Raw genomic sequence first — 22,036 nt, 5'->3', positions numbered from 1 at the left:
CGCGGTGCTACGCGTAGGTCGTCAGTCCGGAAGCGACGGGCGGCCCGGAGGCGTCGGTGCGGGTGGCCTTCGTCATGGCGTCGTGGCTGCCGGTGTCGGAGGTCGTGCAGGCGGACGCGGTGAGCGTGACGGTCGCGAGCGTGGTGAGCAGCAGGGCGGCGCGGCGGGCGGGGGTGTGTGAGGGGATGAGGGCGCTCCGGGGAGGGGATCAGCGGGATCGGGATGGAGGTGTGGTGGCCGACGGGGAGAGCACGGCGGTCGCGGCCGGTGGCGTGCGGGTGTCGGCAGCGGCGCGCAGGTGCTTCGCAGCGCGGGCGAGGTAGATGCGGCTGTCGCCGAGGCGGTCTTCGAGCCGCTGGCGCTCGGTGGTGATCGCCCGGTCGCGGGCGGGCACAGGGATCTGGTGGGAGAGGTTGGCGAGATGGCCGAGGTGGTGAACGGCGGCGCCGAGGGCGGCGAGCGCGAGCCCGGTGGGTTCGGCGGCGTTCGCGAGCGCGAGGGTCGTGCGGCGCACCGTGGTCGTGGGCCGGGCCGGGGAGCGGGTGGCGGCCCGGTGACGGAAGGCGCTCTCGCCGGCCAGGAATCCCAGCAGGCGGCCCAGGTGTCGGACTTCGTCGTCCAGGATCTCGCTCAGTGCTGGACCAGGGTGGATCTGGTCGGGGAGCGGAAGGTGGTCGGCGACGGTGTTGAGCCGGTCGGCCACGTCGTGCAGCAGCATCCGCTGGTCGGGATCGGACAGCGGCAACTCCTTAATACGGGCGCCGGGTTCTACCGGCGGAAAGTGGATTTCGGGGAGGAGGACACCATTGGCAGCACCTTGCTCGCGGCTGCTGATGCCGCAGTGGGAGGCAGGAGGGGAGCGGCGCGGCGGAAGTTGACCCCGATGTCCTGGAGCGTGAGCCGCAGGGCCGCCCCACAGGGAGCAGCAGGCTCTGGGTGATCGCGGCGGCCCGGATGGGATCGTTGCGGATCGCGATGCCGTCCGGCTCCCGCACCGGAGTGATCTGGTGCAGGGGTCATGTCCTCGGGTTCCAGCGGGGTCACCGCGAACTGGTGGCGGTAGTGGGGCCCAGCCGGTGACGTAGAGCTGCTCACCGTCGGGAGCTGTGCAGGACGGCGTCGTGACCTGGGGCGCGCTCGGTGGTGAGGCATCCGACGTGGCTGGCGTCCCAGGGGCGGTCGACGATGGGCGCCTGGTCCGCGGGGGCGGGATGGTGGTGGTACTCGCTCGTCCAGGTGCCGGGCAGATGATCGGCGAGTGCAGACAGGTCGGTGCGGGGTGTGGACATGGCTTCCTGAGGTGCGGTTGTGCGGCGGGTGATCGATCCGTCGGCGCACAGCGTCGGGCCCGGCACCCCTGGCCGGGGCCGGCGGGGGGCGGGGCGGGGCTGTTTAAGGAGCGCGTCGAGGGAGGTGCGGGGAGGTTCTCGGGCGGGCACGGTGCCAACCGCCATTCGCGGCGGGGTGGTTGCGTGTCCGAGATCATCCGCTGCCCGTGTGGGCGTTGTTCGCAACCGTGTACGGTGCAAGGGGTGTTGGGTCGGATGCGGCGAGGGAAGCGTTGGATATTCGGCATCAGACGGAGAACTTCGTCAACGCGTCATGGTCCTTGGTGGAGTTGCGTGACCTGATTTTCAACATGCTCAGCCTGCTTTCCGCGGAACTCGGCGAGAGTGGGGGCATGGCCGGCGACGACGAGGCGGGACGGGCCTTCGCCGCCGTGTACCAGGAAGCGGTCAAGACGGTCTTCGAGCAGGCCGGCTTCGCTCATCGGGTGATGGCTAATGGCGCGGGTGCGCTGCTGAAGTCCGCCGAGGAGTTCCTGAGGACGGAGAGCCGGATCGCCGAGGAACTCTTGGCCAATAGCCCTCAGGGCCCCGAGATCGGATCACAACCGTCCGGTCCGGACTGCAGCCTGCGTACGAGTCACCACGCCGAGGACCTTCCCGAAGTAGTCGGCGAGACCAGCGGAGTGGACCAGTACGTGTTCAACGAGCGCTTCCTCGGGCAGCCGGTCAAGCTGCGGGCGGTGGCCGGGTCCTGGCGCAGCGCGGGCAAGATCCTAGAGAGCGCGTACTGGGACTGCGAGACTGCGTGGAAGACCGCCACCCTCGACGAGGTGGGGGCGACGGCCGATGCGGTCGAGGAGTTCTTCACCAGGTTCGTGGGCAAGCGGTCGCCGTCCAGTACGGTGAGCGAAGACGAGACCCTGATGGCGAACCTGCCGTCCGCGTGCAAGATGCTCGCCGATGCCTGCGAGGCGTACGCCGATCACATCGAGACAGCCAAGCGGCGGCTTCCGTACGAGCAGACCTCACCTGCCAGCGAGGTGCTGATGCCGTGGGAGCAGCCTAGGTTCGGCGGGGACGGCTACGACGGTGGACTGCACGACCTGATTGCCGCCGACACTCGGATCACCTCGCTGGGTCAGATCCCGCCCGCGCTGGACAGCTCCCAGGCCCGGGTGAAGATGCCGCAGCCGGACAAGCACAGCGTTCTGCCGGGTCTGCCCCCGTTCCTGGCTCCGCTGATCCGGGTCCCGACGCTGGTCCCGGTGGCCTACCGGCCAGCCAACGGCCCCCGCGTCCAGCCGATCTCACCGGCCATCCCGCCCGACCCGCGTTTCCCGCCGCTCTCGCCGGGCGAGCGCACGAAGTTCCAGACCTGGCTGAGCTCGCTGCGCGAGGGCGACTTCTCCGGGGGACGGCCGGCAGAGATCGCCTACCAGCGGCGGGTGGCCGGCTATCCCGAGTTCGAAGTGCCGATCCCGCCCGGGCTGAGCGCGAAGAGCACCCTGATGGTGGACGGCTTCCGCGACAGCGACGGCATGGCGATCGAGGCCAAGTACGTCAACAAGCCGGACCAGCGCTGCTACCGCTCCCTCGACGAGCTGCGCGAGAACCATGCGTCGGGCAAGAAGGACTTCCTCTACCGGTCGGACCGCGACGAGCTGAAGAAGTACGCCGCCGCGCTCCACGACCCGCGCAATGCGCAAATGCGGGGCGTCGAGACCGTCACCAACAATCAGGACGCCGTCCAGTACTGGCGCGTCATGATGGCCGCCTACGGAGTCCAAGGCCACGCCCGCTACGTTCCATGACCACTGTTCACACCGCCCGCAGCCCAGGAAGCAGCCTGTCACGATGGAACCGGAAGAGATCGCAGCACTGCGCACCATGTACGTCTTTACCCCGCCGGAAGGTGAGAGCTGGGGGCTGACGTACGAGGATCTGGCTGCCAGACTGCGCGAGCGTAACCCCGATGAGTTCATCCGTACCGACGATGGTACGGACGGGCCGGTCACCGGTTCCTCGATGCACTTCGGCGTCACGGTGGACGGCGAACAGATGGAGGGCATGGCCCTACTGTCGCCCGAGGGTGTGTCCGCCATGGACTGCACCGTCGGCTTGGCGGCCGGCTTCGTCACCTGGCTCAGGTCCGACGTGGTGCCGGAGGGTATGGCCGTCACCTTCAACACGGAGTGGGGGCTGGAAGCCGATCTTCCCGACGCGACCGTCCCGGACGCCGATCCCCTGCACATCGCCGCCGTCTTCGCCGAACATCTCGTGGAGACGGGTGACCTGGACTGACCGTGTAGAGACGCCTCTTGCGGGCTGGTCCGCATTCCGGAACCTTTCAATGCATGCGGGTGTCGGTGTCGAAGAGCGCCAGTTCGTGGGGGTGCAGGAGGTGCTGCACGATGAAGCTGCGCCCGGCCACTTTCCACAAGCCTCGGCCCCGGTTGAGGTGGGAGATCGCGTCGGTCTCCACCGAGGTCAGGCCCAGCAGGGCTGCTGCGGCATGGAGTTGGTCGGTCTCCTGCCGGTAGATGATGCGGGTGGAGCAGTCGGCGAGCAGTCCTTCGGCCAGGGCGCGGCCGCGGGATCCGGCGTCGCCGGCGCTGAGCAGGTCGGACAGCCGGTGGATCACCATCAGGTTCGCGATGCCGAGTCCGCGGCTCAGCTTCCACTGGGACTGCATGCGCTGCAGGAGGCCGGGGTGGCGCATCAGGCGCCAGGCTTCGTCGTAGACGATCCAGCGCCGGCCGCCGTTCGGGTCGGACAGTGCGGATTCCATCCACGCGGACGCGCAGGTCATCGCCAAGACCAAGGCGGTGTCGTCGCCGGATCCGCCCAGGCGGGACAGGTCGATGGTGAGCATTGGCGAGTTGGGATTGAAGGCCACCGTGCTCGGTGCGTCGAACATCCCGGCGAGGTCGCCGTGGACCAGCCTGCGCATGGCGTGGGCGAGGTCGCGGGAGGCGTCGCCGAGGCGGCCGGACATGATGCCGCCGGCCACGTCGAGTTCGTCGGGGTTGTTGAGGGTGGCGGCGATGTCGCCGAGCAGCGGGGTGCGACCGGTGGCGGCGGCGCGGGTGACGACGGCATCCAGCGCGACGTCGAGGCCGGTGTGCTCCATCGGCAGCAGGTCCCGCCCGAGCACGGTGCGGGCCAGCGAGCCGAGCAGCAGCAGGCGGCGCTTGCGGATCTCGCCCGCCCAGTCGGCCTCAGAGACGCTGTTGGGCCGCGGCGCCGCGTCCAGAGGGTTCAGCTTTCCGGGCAGGCCCGGCCCGAGCGCGATGGAGGTACCGCCCAGCGCCTGCGCCACGGGCGTCCATTCCCCTTTCGGATCACACGGGACGTAGACCCGGTACCCGAAGGCGATCGACCTCAACGCGAAGCTCTTGGCCAGCGCCGACTTGCCCTGTCCGATCACCCCGGCCAACAGCACGTTGGGGTTGGTGAAACCCTCGACCTTGCCGTACAGCGCGAACGGATCGAAGCAGAAGCTGGCTTCGGCGTGAACGTCGCGGCCGATGTAGATGCCCTCGGCGCCGAGGCCGCCTTCGGCGAGAAACGGGTACGCCCCGCTCGCGGTAGCGGTGGTCATGCGGTGGGCGGGCAGCTTGAGCCTGTTGTTGCGCGAGGACGCGGGGCCGGGTCGCCCGGCGGGTGGGAAGAGGGGCGCCGGCATCTCCTGTTCTGCTACGCCAGCGCCGCTGGTGTGGGCGGCTGCTTCGAGGCGGGCCTTCGCGGCGGCCTCGGCGAGCTGCCGGCGGGCAGCCTTGCGGGAGGCGCGATCGGTGCCGTGCGGGGTGAACAGGGGGCTGGCGCTGGCGCGGCGGGCGCGGCGCGCAGGCCGGTGGCTCATGACGGGGCGGCTTTCAGGTGACGGCGGTCTGGACGCGGCGCGGGGTCAGACGACTGGCGAAGCGGTGAACAGAATCGGGCTGCGATAGCTCTTGCCGTCGCCCGACCAGTCCAGCTGGATGTAGCCGTCGGCGAGGTAACGGCCGGAGTCCGCCTTGGACTTGAGGGTTCCGGTCGAGTAGGAGCCGTTGCCGTTGCCGCTGCTGTGTTCGAGCGCGTGCTCAAGGCCGGTGTAGGCGCCGGACTTCACGACCGGGTCCGTGCCGCTGACGCTGCGCTTGGTCTGGAGCTGGAACTTGGCCTTGTTGAAGGTCAGGGTGCTGCGGTTCTTGGCCGTGTACGGGCCGTCCCAGTACACGGTGGCGGTGGTGTAGATGTAGCCGCCGGACCGCATGGCGCAGAGCGTCACGTCGAAGTCCCAGTTGTCGGAGTCGGGTCCGCAGTAGCTCGGGTCGTCGACCGAGTGGCTGCTGGTCTTGCAGTGGTAGCTGGCGGCGGATGCCGGGGTGGTGGTGGCCAGGGCGGCGGTGCCGGCGAGCGCGGCGATGACGACGGCGGCGGAGGTGGAGCGCTTCAGGGCGCGCATTGAGGGCCTTTCGGTGGTGGGGGTTACTGGCTGCAGGTGGTGGTGTGGCCGTGCAGCGGGGTGTTGAGGTCGCTCGGGGTGGTCTTGCGGCGGACGACGTGACCTGCGGCGAGGTGGCGCTGGCAGATAGTCAGGACGGGTGGACCCTCGGGCAGCCGCTCGGGGTGGCAGCCCGTGTCCGTCGGGGTCTCGTCCGTGACAGGCAGGCGGTGGAAGGCGTCGTGCACGGCGGCGGCGGCCTGGAACAGCCGGGTGTGCGCGGTGGCGAGATGGCGGCCGACGGCGGGATGCGGGGGCCGAGTGGATTCGGCGAGCTGGTCGAGGAACTGGTGCAGTGCGGTCAGATGGGTGTGCAGCACGTCGAGGTGCACGCGATCCACGGGTGAAGCGGTGTGCTGGGTGCGGGGGGTAAGGGTGCGGGCGTGGTGGCGGATACCGGCGCTGGCGGCCCGCAGGTACGGGTACGCGTCGCCGACGGGGATGGCAGAGGTCAAAGGGGAGAGTTCCTTCCTGCCATGGGGGCAGGACGTCGGCTGGTGCCGGAGTGGGGCTACAGGGCTGTGCGGGCGAGGGGGAGGGCACCGAGAGCGAAGGCGTCGGGCTGCTGGAAGAGCAGGCGCCGCAGGTCGACCTGGGCGGTGACGGCGGCGGTCTCGATCTGCGCGCACGCGGCGTCGAGCAGGGTGTCGGTCTCGGCGGACACGGTGAGCAGCCCGGTCAGCGCCACGTCGGCGTGCCCGGCGATCAACTGGCGCTCGCGGGCCTTGACGTCCGCGTATTCGAGGGAGTCGGCTTCGGAGTCGACCTGTCCGCGACGCGAGCGCTCGTTGGCGTCGGCGATGATCGCCGCCTTCTTGCGCTGCACGTCGCGCATCGCGGACTCGAGCCCCTGCGGTACGTAGAGAAGGGAAAGGGTGCGCCGGACGCCGGCGGTGAACATTAGGCCGTGCAGGAAGCCCGCGCTCGTTTCGGTGCGGGGCCAGTCCTCGACCCAATAGGTGGCGTGCCGGGCGGAGTCGGTGGCGAGCCGGTCGTACTCCTCGACCTGGACCACGGGCCCGGCGGCTGCCGGGTCGGCTTCCGCCCGGCCGGAGTGGGACCACTGCTGCAGCGCGGACAGCGCCCTGGGGTCGTAGGCGGTGCGGATGACGGCGGCGATCTCGCGGGCACTGAGCCAGCCGGTCACCATCAGTCCGGCGCTGCGCGCGGCCTGGGCGATGGAGGACGTGGTCTGTTCCATCACGGTGAAGGCGCCGGGCAGTCCGCCGCCGGCCTGACTGATGAGGCGCTTGGCGGCCTTGAGGTCGAGGGAGATAGCCAGGTACGCCTCGTGCGGGGCGGCGGCCGGGCCGGCGGAGGCGACAAGGTCGGCGTACACCTGTCCGGCGACCGGCGTTTCGGGTCGCCCCTGCTGGGCCCAGTGGCGGGCGAGGGTGTCGCCGGAGTCGGGCACGGTGCGCTCCAGGACCTGCACAGTGGCGACGTGGCCGGTGCGGGCGATGCCCGCCAGGGCCCGCCCCCAGCTGCTGACGTTGTGGTTCTGCCTAGCCGGGTCGAGGAGTGCGAAGGCCCTGCTGGAGACGTGGGCGACGGCGGTCAGGGTCTGACCGTGCGGGTCGTGCACGGCGGCGGCCTGGTTGGCGGAATCGCCGGGCGTGACCACGCGCAGTGAGGCGGCGGTGCCGGGCAGATGGAGGATGCCGTCCTGGCGGGGACGCGTGACGGGCCGGGCGAGCCACAGGGTCTGGCCAGTGCGCCGCCGCCGGGCGAAGCGCAGGACGATCGGCGCCCAGTCGATCAGCGAGCGGCCGTGCCGGCGGACGACGACCAGGGCGGAGACCGCGGCCCACAGCGGCGCCAGGGCGATGGCGCCGAGCAGCCCGGTGGATACCACCGTGACCAGCAGCAGAGCCAACGCGCAGGACACGAGGACGAGTTGGGGCAGGGAGAGGCCGAGCAGGATGCCGCGCCTGGACCGGTGGGGGAATTTGACGGTGAGTGGTGTGACGGTGAGATCTGACAATGGCCGTTCCGATGGTGCGCGGGGCGGTGGCCGGGGCGGCGCGCGGCGAGGAATACGCAGCGCGTGCCGCCCCGGAGTCGGGCAAGCTCACAGGCCGGTGGGTGGGGGCGGCGGTGCCCCGGTTCCGCTGGAGGCGCCGGCCGAGTTCGGTGCCGGCGGGGCGCCCTGCGGCGGTGGCGTCGAGGCGCCGGCGCCGGGCTGCGACATGAAGCCGCCGCCGTTGGAGGGCGATCCGGAACCGCCACCCTGTCCGGGTGTACCGCCGACCTGACCACTGGTGTCGTCATGAGGGCTGGTCGGTGGGGGCTGGACGGCCTTCTCCAGACCGCTCTTGATCCCCTCGCCCCCGGACGACGGGGCGTTTGAGCTGCCGCCTTCCTTGCCGGTGTCCGGCGTGGGGTTGGTGGCGATGTCGCCGGGGAAGCCGCCCGGAACGGAGTCCGGGCCCTGGGGAGCGGCGCCTGCTCCGGCCGCGGCACCGCCACTTCCGGCAGTGGCGACCGCGGCGGCGGCCTTGCGCCCGGCGCGTTCGGCGTGCTGACGGGCCATCTGCGCACCGGCTCCGCCGGAGCGGTGCAGGGCCTCGGCGTCGGAGCCCTCGGAGGCGGCCCAGTGCACGAACTTGAACGTGGCATACGGGCACAGCAGGACCAGCGCCAGGATGACGATGCCGGCCATCACGTCGGCAAGGGCGGCGATGCCGTCCTTCGCCTCGGTCTTGCCCATCGCGGCGATCCCCAGGACGAAGATCACAGTCATCAGCAACTTGCTGACGACGAGGGTGGCAGTGGCTTCGATCCAGCCCTTGCGCCAGCGCCGGGCGACCTCCCAGCCGCCGCCGGCTCCGGCGAAGACGGCGAGGGTGACCATGACGAGGATGCCGACCTTGCGGACCATCATCACGCACCAGTAGAGGAAGGCGCCGATCGCGGCGCCGACACCGACGAAGACGGTGACGAGCCAGCCCAGGCCGGACAGGGAGGCGATCTGCCCCACCTTGACGATCCGCCGCACTGCCGTGGCGATGTCCAGGTTGGCGGCCTTGAAGAGTCCGGCGCTCAATGCGTCGACGACTTCGATGGCGACGGTGGTGAAGGCGATCGCGGTGAACGCGAACAGCACGCCGGTGGCGGTGCCGGTGAATGCCTGGGTGAGCGCCTGGCCGTCGCGGCGGATCGCGGCGCGCACGAGCTGGGCGCAGAACGTGGCGACGAGGACGACCAGGCCGATCGGCAGGATCATCTCGTAGTTGTCGCGGAACCACCCGGCGTTGAGGTCGACCTTGGTGGTGGTGTTGACCGCCTCGGCTGCCAAGTCAGCTGCGGCTGCGGCGAGTTCGCCCGCGCTCTTGGCCATCCAGTTGCCGATGGCCGTGCCCGGGTCGGAGGCGAAATCCACGGCGTCACCGACGGCGCAGAGTTTGTCCGCGAGGGGGAGGTCGCAGAAGCCCAAGGGGGAACCCCTCCTTTCTCAGGTGGGCTAGGGGCAGGTCAGGGCACGACGCGGGGGGCGATGGAGACCAGCGAGCAGTTCGCGTTGGGGCGGCACTGCACGGCGAGGGTGATGGAGCGGTCCTCGGCGCCGGCTCCGCCCTTCTTCCAGGCGATCTGCTGCTTGCCGGTGACGGTGACGGCGTAGATGTACGCCTCGGTGATCGCCGACGGATCGTCCGCCAGGGCCTGCTTGAACGCCGAGGGGTAGTGGGCCTCCGTGACGGTGGCGGTGGCGTACTGGTCCTGGTCGGCCATCCGCGACCACAGCACCGGATCCGGCACCTGTGTGGCGATCGAGGACCAGTCGGCGTACTTCGTCTCCGCCGTCAGCCACGCCCTCATTCCGGCGAGCTGCTGGTCACGGCTGGTGGTGCGGGTGTCGTACGACCACAGTGTTGCCGCGGCCGCCTTGGCGAAGGCGACCGGGTCCGCCAGCTGCGGGGGCTTGGCCACCGAACCGGCCCCGGCCGACGCCGTCGGGCCAGCGGACGCGGAGGTACTGCTGCTCGGCCCGGAGGACGGAGCGGCGGCCTGGCTGTTGCCGGCTGTGGTGCGGCCGGTGAGCAGGGCGACGACGACGGCGAGGGCCAGCAGGACGGCGAGGCCGGTCGCGAGGACTGTGATGCGCTGGCGGGTCGACCAGCCGAGGCCGTAGCCGGACAGGGAGGGGAATGGTTTCGGCATCAGTGGACCTGCGACCCCAGGGCGGAGAAGAACGCCACGACTCCGTTCGCGGCGCCGAGACCAAGGGCGGCGCCCGCCGCGACGACCGCGCCCTTCTTGCCGTTGGCCTCGGCCTGGTGGCCGCCGGTGTGGTGGCCCCACGCCCACACGCCGAGGGAGACGGCGAGCGCGCCGACCACGGCGACGATCGCGAACAGGTTGATCGAGTTGACGACGTTCTTGAGCACGGCGAGGCCGGGCAGGCCACCGCCCGAGGGCGTGATGCCGGGGTCGTAGGCCAGATACTGCACGGTTTCGAGCAGGTGCAATGAGGCTCCTTGGGTACGCCGAAACCCGGCGCGCGGGAATCACAGAAAGAGGGGAGGGATGAGGCGACCGCCTCGAGCAGGAAGGCCGGCAGCGGTGCGGGAGACGGCTGGCCCGGTCGGCGCCCGCGAAGGGGCGACGCGGTGCGCACGAGGACGCGCAGCCTTCGTGCCGAGGCCGGGGCGAAGCCACAGGGGGGCCGGGGCTGCTGTCGACGGCGCGTCGGCTCAGGCTCCGAACCGGCTGCCGGGGAGCCCTACTTCGGGATCTTCGGCTTCGGCGCCGGGTTGGACTCGTAAGGGTTTGCGCAGTTGTAGATCATGTAGCCGCGAATCTGCTTGCCGTCGGACTTCCGGGTGACGGTGCCGCGGGTGTACCAGGTCTTCTCGGCCTTCTTGTACGCCCACTGGTCGTAGACGACCTTGTCGTGCCGGTAGCCGATACCCACGACGGTGGACGTCTTCGACGGGGCCTTGCGGATCTTGACAGCACTGCAGCTGATCGTGGTGGTGCCGGTGTCGTACGCCTGTGCCGTGCTGGCGGTGGCTAGGCCGCCGGCGGCGACGGCCAGGCCCAGAGAGGCTGCCGCGAGGGCACGCTGGGTGCGGTGGCGGGTTATCAAGTAGGTGCTCCGTGCTGTCAGGGGAATGAGGGTGGGCAGGACGGCGGGTCCTGCGGGGCCCGTCCGAGGTGAGTTCGGAAGAGGCCCAGGGGATATCCCGGTCAGGGGGTGTGCCGGGGATGTGGCGCCCCGACCGGGGTCAGATGACGCGGCGGGCGGCGAGGATGTCCCAGTCCGCGAGCGGCGTGATCCGCACAGGCTTTCCGGTACGGGGTGCCTCGATCGCGAGGCCCGAGCCGATGTACATGCCGACGTGTTCGGGGCGGGTGGCGCTGCCGCGGGAGAAGATCAGGTCACCGGGCTTGAGTGTCTTGGGGGACACTGCCTTGCCCTCGTCGACCTGCGTATACGTGGTGCGGGTGAGCTGGATGCCGGCGTGCTTGTACGCCTGCTGGGTCAGCGAGCTGCAGTCGCAGCGGCCCATCGGGTCGGGGCCGTGCGGCGCGGTGCAGGCGCCGCCCCACTGGTACATCGTGCCGAGCTGCGCCATCGCCCAGGCGATCGCCTTGCGTGCCTTCGGATCGGCGTCCTTCGGGATCGAGTAGCCCTTCGGTACCGACCCTTCCGGGATGGTGCCGTACCCGGAGCCGTCCTCGGCCGCCGCACAGGGCGCGGTACTGGAGGTGGTGTTCGTCTCGCTGGTGTCCTGGTCGGCTTCGGGGAAGGTCGCGGCGATCGCCTTCTGGAGGGCGGTCGCCAGCTCCTCCCAGTCGGCGTAGGCGTCGGGGTAGCCGGAGCGCTGGACCTTCTGCGCGGCCTGGGCGACGGTCAGCTGCTGCCAACCGTCCACCGCGAGCAGGTGCTTGTAGAACTGTTCGCTCGCGTAGACGGGGTCGTGGATCTCCGTAGCGGTGCCCCAACCCTGGCTCGGCCGTTGCTGGAACAGACCCAGCGAGTCGCGGTCGCCAGAGTTCAGGTTGCGCAGCCGTGATTCCTGCATCGCGGTGGCGAGCGCGATGATCTGCCCCTTCTTAGGCACGTGGAGGCCGATCCCGGTGGCCACGATCGTGCGGGCGTTGGGGATCTGTTCCTCGGGCAGGGACAGGCCCTCGACGCGCACGTCCTTGGCGGTCGCACCGTTGAGGATCTTGGTGACCTGCTCGACGACCGTGTCGGTGTCGACGTCGCCCACGCAGCTGAAGGACGAGTAGGTAGTCTTCGCGGCCTCGCTGCTGGTGGCCATCAGCATGGCCGTGCCGGCGAGGAGGAGAGGAGAGAGGACGAAGACGCCGATGCAGGCGGCCACGCCCTTCAATCGGGGACGCCTCCCGGGCGGCCGTCACGGGCCGAGGATCGGTGCGCGGGCAGGGGAGGGTAGAGCGATGTCACAACGAGGTCCTTGGTGAAGTCCCGGCGGCGCGTGCGTCGTTGAGGAAAGGGCGCGACGGCCGGGTGGTGGGTAAATCGGGGGCCCAGGTGCACGTGCGCGAGTTGCCGCTCGCACCGGCACGGGGCGTCGGGTCAGGTGTGCCAGGACATGGGGATACCTCCACGAAGGCAGGGGCGGGGATGCGCCATCGGCGTGGTCTGCCGGGCAGTTCCAAAACACTAAGGGCGGATCCCCGGTTGCCGAAATCGTCTCTGATCAAGGCTCTATTTCGGGGTTTTCGGCGGCGATAGCGCTCAACCGGGGATCGTGCCCTACAGTTTTGGCTCCTCCCCTCGCCCCCGCCGCTGCGCGGCCCGCAGTGCCTTCCTGCCCGCATGCGGTCCCGCGGGTTATCCAGGCGGGCCGGAGCGTCTCTCCCTCACCTCACCGACCCGAATTGGGGTATCTCTTTGCCTTTTTCCCTGCACCAGGGCGACGCGCTCGGCGTCCTCGCCGAACTGCCGGACGACTGCGTCGACTCCGTCATCACCGACCCGCCGTACAACAGCGGCGGGCGAACGGCCAAGGAGCGCACCTCCCGCAGCGCGAAGCAGAAGTACACCTCCGCCGACGCAGGTCACGAACTGCCGGACTTCACCGGCGAGAACATGGATCAGCGGTCGTACGGCTTCTGGCTGACCCAGATCATGACCGAGGCACACCGGCTCACCAAGGTCGGCGGCACGGCGCTGCTGTTCACCGACTGGCGGCAGCTGCCGATCACCACGGATGCCATCCAGGCCGCCGGCTGGCTCTGGCGGGGCGTGCTCGCCTGGCACAAGCCGCAGGCCCGCCCCCAGAAGGGACGTTTCACCCAGAACTGCGAATTCGTCGTCTGGGCCAGCAACGGACCGATCGACGCCTCCAGGAACCCGGTCTACCTGCCCGGCCTGTACAGCGCCTCGCAGCCGTCGGGCAAGAGTCGGCAGCACATCACGCAGAAGCCCGTCTCCGTCATGCGTGAGCTGGTGCAGATCTCCCCGCCCGGCGGAACGGTGCTCGACTTCACCTGCGGCTCGGGCTCGACGGGAGTCGCGGCCCTGCTGGAGGGCCGTGATTTCATCGGCGTCGAGAAGACCAGGCACTACGCCGCGATAGCCGCCGACCGGCTCACCGAAACGCTGCAACAGACTTTGTCCCAGGACGACTTGACCCTCACGTCCTGAGTCCTGTCGTGCAGCGCGGCACGGCCTGTCGTGCGTGGCCCGTCACGCCGTGGTCGTGCCGTGCGTGGCGTTATAGCAGCACAGTCCCGGTTACCGAAACCGGGGATTCTCCGGATGGTTTGAGCCGCAATTCACGCCCAACGGCCGCGGCTCAAGGAGGCCCTTTTCGTGCCTGAATCCATAGACCCCCCGGAGGACGGGGAGACGGAACCGGTCCGGCTGCCGGAGTCCGATCTGGAGAGCATTGAGGCGAGCGTCCGCAGACTGCTGGACCAATCTGCCGAGCAGGCCCGCCAGCTCGACAGCCTCGCCTCCGCACCGCCGCCCACGGACTCACCGTTCGGCGCCTTCGGCATGCCGGGGTTCGCGGGCCTGCCGCCGCAGCCCGTCCCGCCGGAGCCCCGCCCGATCCTGGAGCTGGAGGGCGTGGAGTACGAAGACGAACTCGACGCGCTGTCGGACTGGGTGGATGACTTCCTCGTCCGGGTCTACGGGGCGGAGATCACCACCGCCGCCCCGTGGTGCGAGCAGTGGCAGGAACACGCCGACGTCGTCGCCTGGCTCCACGCCCTGTGGCTGGCCTACCAGCAGCACAAGGATCCCGAGGCCGGTCTGTCCGGCCTGTTCGTCTGGCACCGGGACTTCCTCACCCACGCCATGGCCACGGTCAGGGCTGCCGGCGGGCCGCTGTCCGCGTGCATGACCGATCCGGACCGACCCGCCCACCGCCTGCTTCCCGGCCCGCCGCCATCGAGTCGGACCACCGCCGAAACCGCAGCGTCAGAGGAGAACGGCGCACCCGGCCAGGGGGCCGGATGAGCGGCCACGACCGGCCCGCCTTCGGTCTCTCCTTCGACCCGCGCGCCCTGACCGACCTTCTCCAGGCCCCCAGCGACATCCGCGACCTGGCGCTCGCCCAGCTCCAGGACGTCGTCAACGCCCGCCTGTTCGGCGCCAAACTCACCCGAGATCTCGCCGGATGCCGCAAGGTCTACGTCGATCACCGCAATGCGTGGCGCATCGTTTACGCCCAGCGGCCGGCGCCTGCCAACTACACGCACACCACCGAGATCCACGTCGTGGCCGTACGCCCGCGGGAGGCGCACGACGTGTACGACACCGCCCGCGCCCGCCTCGGCATCACCCGACGGCCCCTGGGCGAGCGCACCCACGCGGCCCGCACCCGCTCGCCGCAGCTGGAAGCGCGCCGGCCCATCCCCAAGCCAGGACCACCGCCCTACGCGATGCCCGGCCTTCCCCGACCCGCACTGCCCCCGACCCTGAAGGGCCCCGTTCGTTGACGCAGTTCCCCACCCTGATCGACCAGGTCGCCGCCGCCGTACTGGCGCCGGCCGATGTCTCCGAGAACCCGCACCACCGCGCCATCGTCGATGTGTTCGTCGAGATCCAGGACCTCGACCGGCAGCTCGCCGCCCTATCCGGCGCCGACCGTCCCGCCCACGTCAGTGCCACCGAGCAGCTCGACACGCTCACCGACCTGCTGATCGAACGCATGGCAGCTGGAGCCGAGTTGAGCGCGCTGCTGTCCACCTCCTGCTGTTGTGAGGCTGCGTACCAGCCCGCACCGCCCAGCGAGTACGAGCCGGTGGAGGACGAAGAGCCCGACTTCGATCCGGACCTCGATCCCGACTTCGAGGATCTGGAGGGTCCCGACGACTTCGACGGCTTCGACGGCCTCCACGAGGCCACGTGCGAGGAGTTCCTGACCTGCCCGAACCGGCTGAGGACGATCGTCCACGCCTGCCTCGACGTCTTCGACGTCCTGGGCGCAGACGAGTACGTCAGCACCGCGGAGCTGGTCGCGCGCCTGCGCGAGCTGCCGGGCGAGGCCGATGGACGCTGGCGCTACGCCGACCTCACCCCGGTCCGGCTTGCCCTTCTCCTGCGACCCTACGGAGTCCAGTCCCGCAAGCCGCGCGCCGCCGGCGGCAGCCGATACCGGGCCTACCAGCGCGGCGACCTACTGGCCGCCCGCCCGGACTGCTCCTGCTGACCCACCCCGCCCTCGCGCGTACGCACCCGGTGACAGCGGCGGACTGGGACCTGGTCGCCGCCTTCCACGCGCAGTGTTCCGAACAGAGCCTGTTGCGCCGCTGGGGCCGCACCCGCCTCACACCCCGTGATCTGACACGGCTGCTCGCCCAGGCGCAGTGCTGGATCGGACTCGACGCGGACGAGCGGCCACTGGCCCTCGTCTGCGTCGGGCCCGTCAGCGGGGAGCCCGGCGTCGTCGACCTCGGACTTCAAGTCGCCGACGACCGCCACCGGCAGGGCATCGGAACGGCCCTGGTCCGGCAGGCGGCCCGGATCGCCCGCACGCGCGGGGCGCGCACCCTCACCGCGTTCACGCAGGCGTCCAACGCGCCGATGCTCCGGCTCCTGGAGCGTCTGGGGCCGACCCGGCACACCCGCGACGGCCCCTACGTCGAGGTCCGCATCGCCCTGGACGCACACGCCTCGGACACTCTCCCGCCCACACGAACCGCTCCGACATGACCTCACCCCCCGAACCCTCGCCCGACCGCCACCCGAGCACCGTGCTCGACCAGCGGATCGAGACGGCCGTGGGGCGCAGCATCGAGAAACTGTGGCGGCACCGCGACGACGGTCTCCTCGACGCACCGCACGCGGCCTTGGCGGACGCTCACCGCGGCCTCGTCCGGGCCGAGCGGGACGTCACCTTCCAGCGCGCCCGTCTCGCCCGCCTGGTGTCCGGCGAATTCCCCGTCGATCAGGCATTGTTCGCCCGGATCGAGCGCACGGTCGACCAGCTGGCGCATGCCATCGACGAGCGCGACGCCGAGCAGGCCACGGCCGCCGCCGCGCTGGAGCCGATCGAGGCCGCCGCCCCGCGGCAGGCGCCACGGCAGGTGCCGACGAGAGACTTCGCGGCCCTGCTCGCCATCGCCCAGGGCGCCAAGCTCCACGAGAACCTCGTCACCCACCGGCTCGCCGTGGCCACCCCCTCCCGCACCCGCATCTCCTACGCCCAGCTGCAGCGCCTGCAGGCGAACGGCCTCGTGGACCGTGACACCTCCCACCCAGTGCACGCCGGCCAGCCCGTCACCCTCACCGACGCCGGCCGGGCCGTCCTTGCCGCCCCGCGCCCCGCAGGTCCGCCTGGCACCACGTCGTCGCCCCGGCCAGCGTCATCACCCGCTCCCGCACACCTGCGTCGCTGAACAGCTCAACACGCCCTGCCTACGGCGCCCATGGCGCCGTCGCACCGAAAGCACCGATGCCCACCAACGACCCGGATTTCCGCCTCGACGGCTACGAAGCCGTCAACGACCACGTCGCCGACCAGTTCTGGCAGCACATCACCATCGAGCAGGACATGCTCACCCTGCTGGCCGAGCACCACACCGAGGATGGCGAGCACAGCTTCTACGTGATGCACAACCGCGCCGTCACCTGGGGCATCCCCGGGGAACCGCAGCTGATCGCCCTGCACCTCAAACGCGACTCGGCGGCGCGCACCTTCCGCTTCACGCACAAGGAACTGCCGCTGCCGTCCATGGCCCAGTCCTGGCTGATCGCCCGCGGCTGCCCCGAGGACAAGATCCTCCTGCCCGACGGCATGGGCACCACACCCGCTAACCAGGCCACGCGCGCCCTGGAGAAGCGACTGCGCAGCGACGGCGACCATTTCGCCCTGCTGACCAGCTACACGCACGACGCCGAGCCGATGGAGACCACCGTGCTGCTGCGCGCCATCGACGAGAAGGCGCCACTGCCGTTCCGGGTCCTGCTCGAAGAGGTCGACACCGACGCGTGGACGCACACCCTGTGCGAGGGCGCCTTCGCCACCTTCGAGGCAGCCACCCAGTGGTGGGAAGCGCACTGGAACGGCGAGGCGATCCCGCTGCCGGCCGCATCACCGCCAGCCCGCCACACCACCGCTCCGGGCGTCCCCGCTCTGCCCGCGCGCCCCGCTCCACCGCGCGGTCCGAGCCGCTGAATTCGCGGCTACCCACCGGCTTTCCCCTTCCCCGCTCGGTGAAATGCCGGCTGCCCTGAGCTGGGCGGCGCGGAACATAGCACGCAATCCCCGGTTACCGAAACCGGGGATTCTCCGGACTCTTGTTCTCGGCCCGCACGGCATCAGCCCGGGTTCATTTCCGCATTCCCTTCCCCGTTTCCATGGAGGTCAATTCCCCATGCGCACCAGCCGCATAGCCGTCTCCGCCGCCGTTCTCGGCGCGCTCGCTCTCCCGCTCGTCTCCATCCCCACAGCCAGTGCTGCACCCGCCGTCAGTAGCTGCTCGGCAAAGCCGCTCCCGTACAAGGTGCACGCGAAGGCTGTGACGATCCGCTCCAAGGCGTCCTCCAAGTCCACGGCGCTCGGCGTGCTCTACCGCAGCCACAAGTTCACCGTCCACAAGAGCAGCGGGAACTGGCGCTACATCACGGACAAGACCACCGGCGTAAAGGGGTGGGTGTCCGGAACGTACGTCTACCGCGACACAGCCATGTGCCTGGACTAACAGACCGGACCCCAATTCCCCTATCCGGCAACCGGGGTTCGCGGACCGCTCCCGCACGGACTGGATTTGCAGTGCATTTTTCCGCCCCCGAACAGCGAATGAAAGGAGCCTCTCCGTGCCCGAGTTCAGCGAGGACGTGATGGGCGTCGTCACTGAGCGGATCGAGGACCGCTTCCAGATGCCTCTCGCCGATCTGCGCCGGGCGGTTCAGGCGGCACCACAGGCCAACCCCGATGCCACCAGTGTCGTGCACTGGTACGGCCTGCTCGCCGAAACCCAGAACGCACTCGACACCGCGGAGGACGCGCTCGTCGAGGCACTCGGCACGCAGCCGGGCGAACTCGACGACGCTGTCATGGAGTTGGCGCACCAGGTCAACGCCGCTGTCACTGCACGTGATGGTCGCGTGATGGTCGTGAACTACCTCCTCGACCCCGTCGCCCCTGGCAAGCGCGGGCCTGGCGCCTGGCGTGGTGCCAGCCCCGCCGCGCGCCGCGCTCCGGCGCTGCCCACCTCGGCGCCCGCGCTGCCCGGCGAGCGGGGTATCCCGACGCGCGGGGTGACGCGATGAGCGTCATCGACAAGTCCACCAGCCGCGACACCGCGCTGGAGGAGGCGTTCGGTGCCTCCGTCGCCGAGCTGTATGCGCAGGCAGCCCATCTTGAGGTCTGCGCCGCCCTCCACCGTGCGCTGGAACTGCGCAGCTTTCTCGCGGTCGCCGAGGAGCAGGTCGTCCGCGTACGTGATCGCGTCCACGCCTCGATGTCCTGCGACCGCGACCTGGGCGACCTGTCCGCCGAGGACCTGCGCTGGGACGCCCAGTGGCTGGAAGCGGCCCTGGCCGGCCGGGACGGCTACGTCGCCGCCCTCGACGACCTCCTGCGGACCATGCCCGCTCCCGATCAACGCCCCGCGCAGCCGGTGCAGTTCGCCCAACCGAAGATCACCGCCACTGCTCCGCCCGCCCCGGCAACCCACCGTGCCGGGGCGGTGCGGACCCGTCGCCCCTGAAAGCCCGCCGTTTGCCCGAGCCCGACGCCACCGCCCACGCCATCTCCGAGATCATCGCCCAGCGCATCGAGGCGCTGTACGGACAGTCGCTCGGTGAGCTCGAAGCGCTCGCCGACAGCACCCCCGATGCCACCCTGCTCGCCGCGCTCACCGGCAGTCACAGCGATCTGGTGCTCGCTGAGCGCAGCATCGCCTTCCAGCTGGAGAGGCTGCGCGAACTCATCACCCCTGAGCGGGAGATCGGCCGTTTTGCCGCCGGTCACATCGTCGACTGCGCCCGCCGTATCGCCGAGTCCGTCGCCGCCCGTGACGCCTACGCCAAGAACACCGGCGCGGTCCTGGCGGGACTGCGCCGCGCACCGGCCCCCGACACCCCACCGCCGGCTGTACCCGTACCCGCCGCCCCGGCGACCGCCGCCTCCCGCACCCGCTGATCTGCCCGCACTGCTTGAGGAGCCCCATCCTTGGCCACCACCGCTCAGCCCCCCACCACCCCGAACGACTACTCCAGCGTCACCAAGACGCTGGATCTGCTCGCCCCGCGCTGGAGCGTGTGGGTGCTGATGACCCTCTCCTCCCAGCCGCTGCGCTACGCCGAGATCAAACCCCGGCTGCCGTGGCTCGCCGACGGCCAGCTCCACCCCCGGCTGCGCCACCTCACCAACGCCGGCGTGGTCGAACGCACGGAGTACGCCCCGCGCCACGTCACCTACGGCCTCACTGGCCGCGGTGCCGAGCTGCTCCCCGTCCTGGCCGTGATCGCCTCTTGGGGCGACACCTACCTGGAGAAGCAGCTCGTCACGAGCAAGACCACCGGTGAGCTGGAGCCCGAGCGGATCCCTCCGGCCCAGAACATCGACGACACGATCACTCTGATCGCCCCGCGGCACGCCACCCCGATCCTTATGACCCTGCAGGCCCGGGGCCGTGCGAGCGCCAAGGCCCTGGCCACCGAGGCTATGCCTGGATACGGGCTGACTGCTGTCTACAAGCCCCTGGACCGACTGGTGGCCGACGGCCTCGTCACGGTCACAGGCAGCGGCGACTTCCAGCTGTCCGCCAGCGGCCAGGCACTCGCCCCCGTCTTCCAGGCCATCACTACGTGGGCTGTCCTCCCGTCCGCCGGGGCCGACCCGCTTCGCCGACCGGGGACCGCCCCGTCGCAGACCCGCTCCGGCACGTGGGCGACCACCCCGACGCGCCTTCCGGCACCCGCCATTCCGGCCGCATCGTCTGCCGCCCCTGCCCTGGCAACCACCCCGCCTCCGGACGGCCCGGCGTGGAAGTCCAGCGACCTCTTCTCCCACCAGATACCCGCCCGCCCCATCACCCCGGCAGGAGGCCCGCGCCGATGACAGCCGCCCTGCCCACCAGCGTCCTGCGCGAACGCCGCGCGATCCGGACCCTGTCCCTGCCCGGCCTTATACGCCTGATCACCGAGATCGACGACAACGGCCCAATCAGTCGTCAACGCGGCAGCCTGCAGGGCGCCCTCGGCGACCTCACCAATGGACAACTGCGCCACGCCATCGACACCGCACGCGACCTCGGCCTCATCCACGCCCGCGGACACGCCTTGGCCCGCTACCAGCTCACCGCGAGCGGCAAGGACCTAGCCGAGGTGTACGACACCGCAGCATGCTGGGCCCGAACCAACCAACTCCCCAGCCGCACCAGTGACTTCGTCGCGCGCGTCCAGCACGCCTTCCAGATGCAGGACGGCGGCCCGGGGCAATCCGGAGCAGCGACCGAACCGTCGGCTCCGCGCGCGGCGCTGTCAGAGTGGCTTACGGCGTACCCCCGCGTCCTGCGCCAGGACATCGCCCGCTCCTCCTGTGCGGCGGAGGAATCGGGGCGCGCTGCGTGAGATCCCGTGTCGGACCCTGGCATGCCCGTCGCCCGGTCCCCACTCTGCTGCGCGGCATCTACCTGCCGCGCAGCACGGACGCCGCAGCGTTCGCCATGGCCACCTACGGCATCCCGCTGCTGGTACTGGCCACCACCAACTCGGCCACCCTGACCGGCCTCGCGTTCGCGCTGGAATGGGTGCCGAGACTGGGTTCGTTCGCCTTCGCAGGGGTTCTGGTCGACCGCCACGGGACCACCGCCGTACTCCGTTTCGCCTCTGCGGGCCGGGCCGTGGTTGTCCTGGCCACCGCGTTCATCTTGCCAACGCAGGCGGGCCTCAGCGCGACGGCCACCGTCATGCTGCTCGCCGCGTCCACCGGGATCCTCACGGAATGCTCCTACATCGCGGCCGAGACCGCGGGCGGAGTCGCCGGCCGCGAGGCCGGCGCCCGCGCCCACCGCGTTCAGTCGGTGCTACTCGGCATCGACCAGTTCGCCACGCTGATCGGCCCCGCACTCGCCGGGCTGCTCCTGCAGCGGGCCGGCGCGACCGGAATGCTGATCGTGATCGCCGCCTTCTCGATGCTCACCAGCGTCTTGGCCCCGCGCCAGTGCCACCGGAGCAAGCCCACCGCGCCGCAGCCCGTCATTAAGGGGCTGCACACCGGCTGGTCGACCCTCCGCGCGCTACCGGCCCTCGGCTGGCTGGTGACCGGACTGACCGTCTCCAACCTGACCGTCGGCCTGCTGCAGGCCGCCACCCCAGTGATCATCGTCAAACAGCTCGGACACTCCACGGCTGACGTGGGGCTCATCTGGTCGGCAGCCGCCGTCGCCTCTCTCCTCGCGGTCGCCTTGTGCCGCCGCGCGATCGACCGCTTCGGCCTGTGGCCGATCGGCGCCGTGTCCGCCACGATCGCCGCGTTGGCGTGCCTGGCCATCTCCTTCGCCGACACCTACGGCAGCTATCTCACCCTGATCGCTGTCCTCATGGCCGGCGAGGGCGGCATGACCGTCGTGCTGCGCACCCTGCGCTCTCGCCTCATCCCCGAACCGGTGTTCGGCGCCACCCTGTCGCTGACCATCCTGCTGCTCCTGCTGCCCTTCCCCCTCGCCGGTGTCCTCGTCGCCACCGTGCCGCCCGCCCAGCTCGGCCACGTGATCACCATCTGCGCCGCACTGCAGGCGCTGGGCCTTGTCGCCGCCTTCGCCCGGCTGCGCACCACCCCCGCCCTGCGCACCTCCTGCGCCTGACCCGCCCGGTCACCCT

The 22,036-nt window shown here is 70.5% G+C and carries 27 protein-coding genes; 16 read left to right on the top strand and 11 right to left on the bottom strand.

The window, feature by feature from the left end; translation table 11 throughout:
- Nucleotides 1–208: 208 nt before the first annotated feature.
- Nucleotides 209–745, bottom strand: a complete 537-nt coding sequence (locus ACIRP7_RS28100) for a hypothetical protein (protein WP_403664845.1) — start codon at nt 743–745, stop codon at nt 209–211.
- Nucleotides 746–1,091: 346 nt separating this feature from the next.
- Nucleotides 1,092–1,289: a hypothetical protein gene (locus ACIRP7_RS28095; protein ID WP_403664844.1), complete on the bottom strand. Its 198-nt coding sequence runs from the start codon at nt 1,287–1,289 to the stop codon at nt 1,092–1,094.
- Nucleotides 1,290–1,639: 350 nt separating this feature from the next.
- Here ACIRP7_RS28095 and ACIRP7_RS28090 point away from each other — a divergent pair, with 350 nt between their 5' ends.
- Together ACIRP7_RS28090 and ACIRP7_RS28085 are read left to right on the top strand one after the other, a co-directional pair.
- Nucleotides 1,640–3,100, top strand: coding sequence for a restriction endonuclease fold toxin-2 domain-containing protein (locus tag ACIRP7_RS28090; protein WP_403664842.1), 1,461 nt, complete (start codon nt 1,640–1,642; stop codon nt 3,098–3,100).
- 43 nt (nt 3,101–3,143) lie between these two features.
- The gene (locus ACIRP7_RS28085; protein ID WP_403664840.1) at nt 3,144–3,590 is read left to right on the top strand and encodes a hypothetical protein; all 447 of its coding nucleotides are present in this window, start codon (nt 3,144–3,146) and stop codon (nt 3,588–3,590) included.
- A 46-nt stretch (nt 3,591–3,636) separates the two neighbouring features.
- Here ACIRP7_RS28085 and ACIRP7_RS28080 read toward each other — a convergent pair whose 3' ends face one another.
- The 9 genes from ACIRP7_RS28080 to ACIRP7_RS28040 all read right to left on the bottom strand — a co-directional run bounded on the left by ACIRP7_RS28080 (nt 3,637) and on the right by ACIRP7_RS28040 (nt 12,119).
- Nucleotides 3,637–5,151, bottom strand: a complete 1,515-nt coding sequence (locus ACIRP7_RS28080) for an ATP-binding protein (RefSeq protein ID WP_403664838.1) — start codon at nt 5,149–5,151, stop codon at nt 3,637–3,639.
- 45 nt (nt 5,152–5,196) lie between these two features.
- Nucleotides 5,197–5,736, bottom strand: coding sequence for a hypothetical protein (locus tag ACIRP7_RS28075; RefSeq protein ID WP_403664836.1), 540 nt, complete (start codon nt 5,734–5,736; stop codon nt 5,197–5,199).
- 23 nt (nt 5,737–5,759) lie between these two features.
- Nucleotides 5,760–6,230, bottom strand: coding sequence for a DUF6238 family protein (locus tag ACIRP7_RS28070; protein ID WP_307169446.1), 471 nt, complete (start codon nt 6,228–6,230; stop codon nt 5,760–5,762).
- A gap of 56 nt (nt 6,231–6,286) precedes the next feature.
- Nucleotides 6,287–7,759 carry an SCO6880 family protein gene (locus tag ACIRP7_RS28065; protein WP_403664834.1) on the bottom strand — a complete coding sequence of 491 codons (1,473 nt, stop codon included), beginning with the start codon at nt 7,757–7,759 and terminating at the stop codon, nt 6,287–6,289.
- An 87-nt stretch (nt 7,760–7,846) separates the two neighbouring features.
- Nucleotides 7,847–9,211: an ATP-binding protein gene (locus tag ACIRP7_RS28060; protein WP_403664832.1), complete on the bottom strand. Its 1,365-nt coding sequence runs from the start codon at nt 9,209–9,211 to the stop codon at nt 7,847–7,849.
- Between the two features lie 38 nt (nt 9,212–9,249).
- Nucleotides 9,250–9,936 (bottom strand): hypothetical protein, encoded by a 687-nt coding sequence (locus tag ACIRP7_RS28055; protein WP_403664830.1) that lies wholly within the window; start codon nt 9,934–9,936, stop codon nt 9,250–9,252.
- Nucleotides 9,936–10,244 (bottom strand): DUF6112 family protein, encoded by a 309-nt coding sequence (locus ACIRP7_RS28050; RefSeq protein ID WP_033530972.1) that lies wholly within the window; start codon nt 10,242–10,244, stop codon nt 9,936–9,938. The genes ACIRP7_RS28055 and ACIRP7_RS28050 overlap by 1 nt, the downstream gene beginning before the upstream one ends.
- Nucleotides 10,245–10,498: 254 nt before the next feature.
- Nucleotides 10,499–10,864: a hypothetical protein gene (locus ACIRP7_RS28045; protein ID WP_403664828.1), complete on the bottom strand. Its 366-nt coding sequence runs from the start codon at nt 10,862–10,864 to the stop codon at nt 10,499–10,501.
- A 139-nt stretch (nt 10,865–11,003) separates the two neighbouring features.
- Entirely contained in the window at nt 11,004–12,119 is a 1,116-nt protein-coding gene (locus ACIRP7_RS28040) for a C40 family peptidase (protein ID WP_403664826.1), read from the bottom strand.
- 524 nt (nt 12,120–12,643) lie between these two features.
- On the opposite strand from ACIRP7_RS28040, the gene ACIRP7_RS28035 reads away from it, so the two are divergent.
- The 14 genes from ACIRP7_RS28035 to ACIRP7_RS27970 all read left to right on the top strand — a co-directional run bounded on the left by ACIRP7_RS28035 (nt 12,644) and on the right by ACIRP7_RS27970 (nt 22,020).
- Nucleotides 12,644–13,399 carry a DNA methyltransferase gene (locus ACIRP7_RS28035; RefSeq protein ID WP_391179732.1) on the top strand — a complete coding sequence of 252 codons (756 nt, stop codon included), beginning with the start codon at nt 12,644–12,646 and terminating at the stop codon, nt 13,397–13,399.
- A 168-nt stretch (nt 13,400–13,567) separates the two neighbouring features.
- Nucleotides 13,568–14,218, top strand: coding sequence for a DUF4913 domain-containing protein (locus ACIRP7_RS28030; RefSeq protein ID WP_403664824.1), 651 nt, complete (start codon nt 13,568–13,570; stop codon nt 14,216–14,218).
- Nucleotides 14,215–14,700: a hypothetical protein gene (locus ACIRP7_RS28025; RefSeq protein WP_403664822.1), complete on the top strand. Its 486-nt coding sequence runs from the start codon at nt 14,215–14,217 to the stop codon at nt 14,698–14,700. The genes ACIRP7_RS28030 and ACIRP7_RS28025 overlap by 4 nt, the downstream gene beginning before the upstream one ends.
- Nucleotides 14,697–15,413: a DUF3631 domain-containing protein gene (locus tag ACIRP7_RS28020; protein WP_403664820.1), complete on the top strand. Its 717-nt coding sequence runs from the start codon at nt 14,697–14,699 to the stop codon at nt 15,411–15,413. Before ACIRP7_RS28025 ends, ACIRP7_RS28020 begins: the two co-directional genes overlap by 4 nt.
- A 29-nt stretch (nt 15,414–15,442) precedes the next feature.
- Nucleotides 15,443–15,916: a GNAT family N-acetyltransferase gene (locus ACIRP7_RS28015; protein ID WP_403664818.1), complete on the top strand. Its 474-nt coding sequence runs from the start codon at nt 15,443–15,445 to the stop codon at nt 15,914–15,916.
- Complete coding sequence (locus ACIRP7_RS28010; RefSeq protein ID WP_403664816.1) at nt 15,913–16,602, top strand: hypothetical protein; 690 nt, start codon at nt 15,913–15,915, stop codon at nt 16,600–16,602. Before ACIRP7_RS28015 ends, ACIRP7_RS28010 begins: the two co-directional genes overlap by 4 nt.
- Before the next feature lie 56 nt (nt 16,603–16,658).
- The gene (locus ACIRP7_RS28005; RefSeq protein WP_403664814.1) at nt 16,659–17,381 is read left to right on the top strand and encodes a hypothetical protein; all 723 of its coding nucleotides are present in this window, start codon (nt 16,659–16,661) and stop codon (nt 17,379–17,381) included.
- Between the two features lie 199 nt (nt 17,382–17,580).
- Complete coding sequence (locus tag ACIRP7_RS28000) at nt 17,581–17,907, top strand: SH3 domain-containing protein (protein ID WP_030661504.1); 327 nt, start codon at nt 17,581–17,583, stop codon at nt 17,905–17,907.
- A 115-nt stretch (nt 17,908–18,022) separates the two neighbouring features.
- A complete protein-coding gene (locus tag ACIRP7_RS27995) occupies nt 18,023–18,478 on the top strand; it encodes a hypothetical protein (protein WP_403664812.1) in 456 nt (151 codons plus the stop codon).
- Nucleotides 18,475–18,918: a hypothetical protein gene (locus ACIRP7_RS27990; RefSeq protein ID WP_037706257.1), complete on the top strand. Its 444-nt coding sequence runs from the start codon at nt 18,475–18,477 to the stop codon at nt 18,916–18,918. Before ACIRP7_RS27995 ends, ACIRP7_RS27990 begins: the two co-directional genes overlap by 4 nt.
- Before the next feature lie 11 nt (nt 18,919–18,929).
- A complete protein-coding gene (locus ACIRP7_RS27985; protein ID WP_403664810.1) occupies nt 18,930–19,352 on the top strand; it encodes a hypothetical protein in 423 nt (140 codons plus the stop codon).
- Between the two features lie 30 nt (nt 19,353–19,382).
- Nucleotides 19,383–20,273, top strand: coding sequence for a winged helix-turn-helix transcriptional regulator (locus ACIRP7_RS27980; protein ID WP_403664808.1), 891 nt, complete (start codon nt 19,383–19,385; stop codon nt 20,271–20,273).
- Nucleotides 20,270–20,785 (top strand): hypothetical protein, encoded by a 516-nt coding sequence (locus ACIRP7_RS27975; RefSeq protein ID WP_037706261.1) that lies wholly within the window; start codon nt 20,270–20,272, stop codon nt 20,783–20,785. The genes ACIRP7_RS27980 and ACIRP7_RS27975 overlap by 4 nt, the downstream gene beginning before the upstream one ends.
- Complete coding sequence (locus tag ACIRP7_RS27970) at nt 20,782–22,020, top strand: MFS transporter (protein ID WP_403664806.1); 1,239 nt, start codon at nt 20,782–20,784, stop codon at nt 22,018–22,020. The genes ACIRP7_RS27975 and ACIRP7_RS27970 overlap by 4 nt, the downstream gene beginning before the upstream one ends.
- Nucleotides 22,021–22,036 lie beyond the last annotated feature (16 nt).

It is taken from the genome of Streptomyces sp. NPDC102270 (genome assembly GCF_044766405.1).
GTDB lineage: Bacteria > Actinomycetota > Actinomycetes > Streptomycetales > Streptomycetaceae > Streptomyces.
The sequence above is the reverse complement of the archived record's forward strand: the minus strand, read 5'-3'. Positions and strand labels throughout refer to the sequence as shown.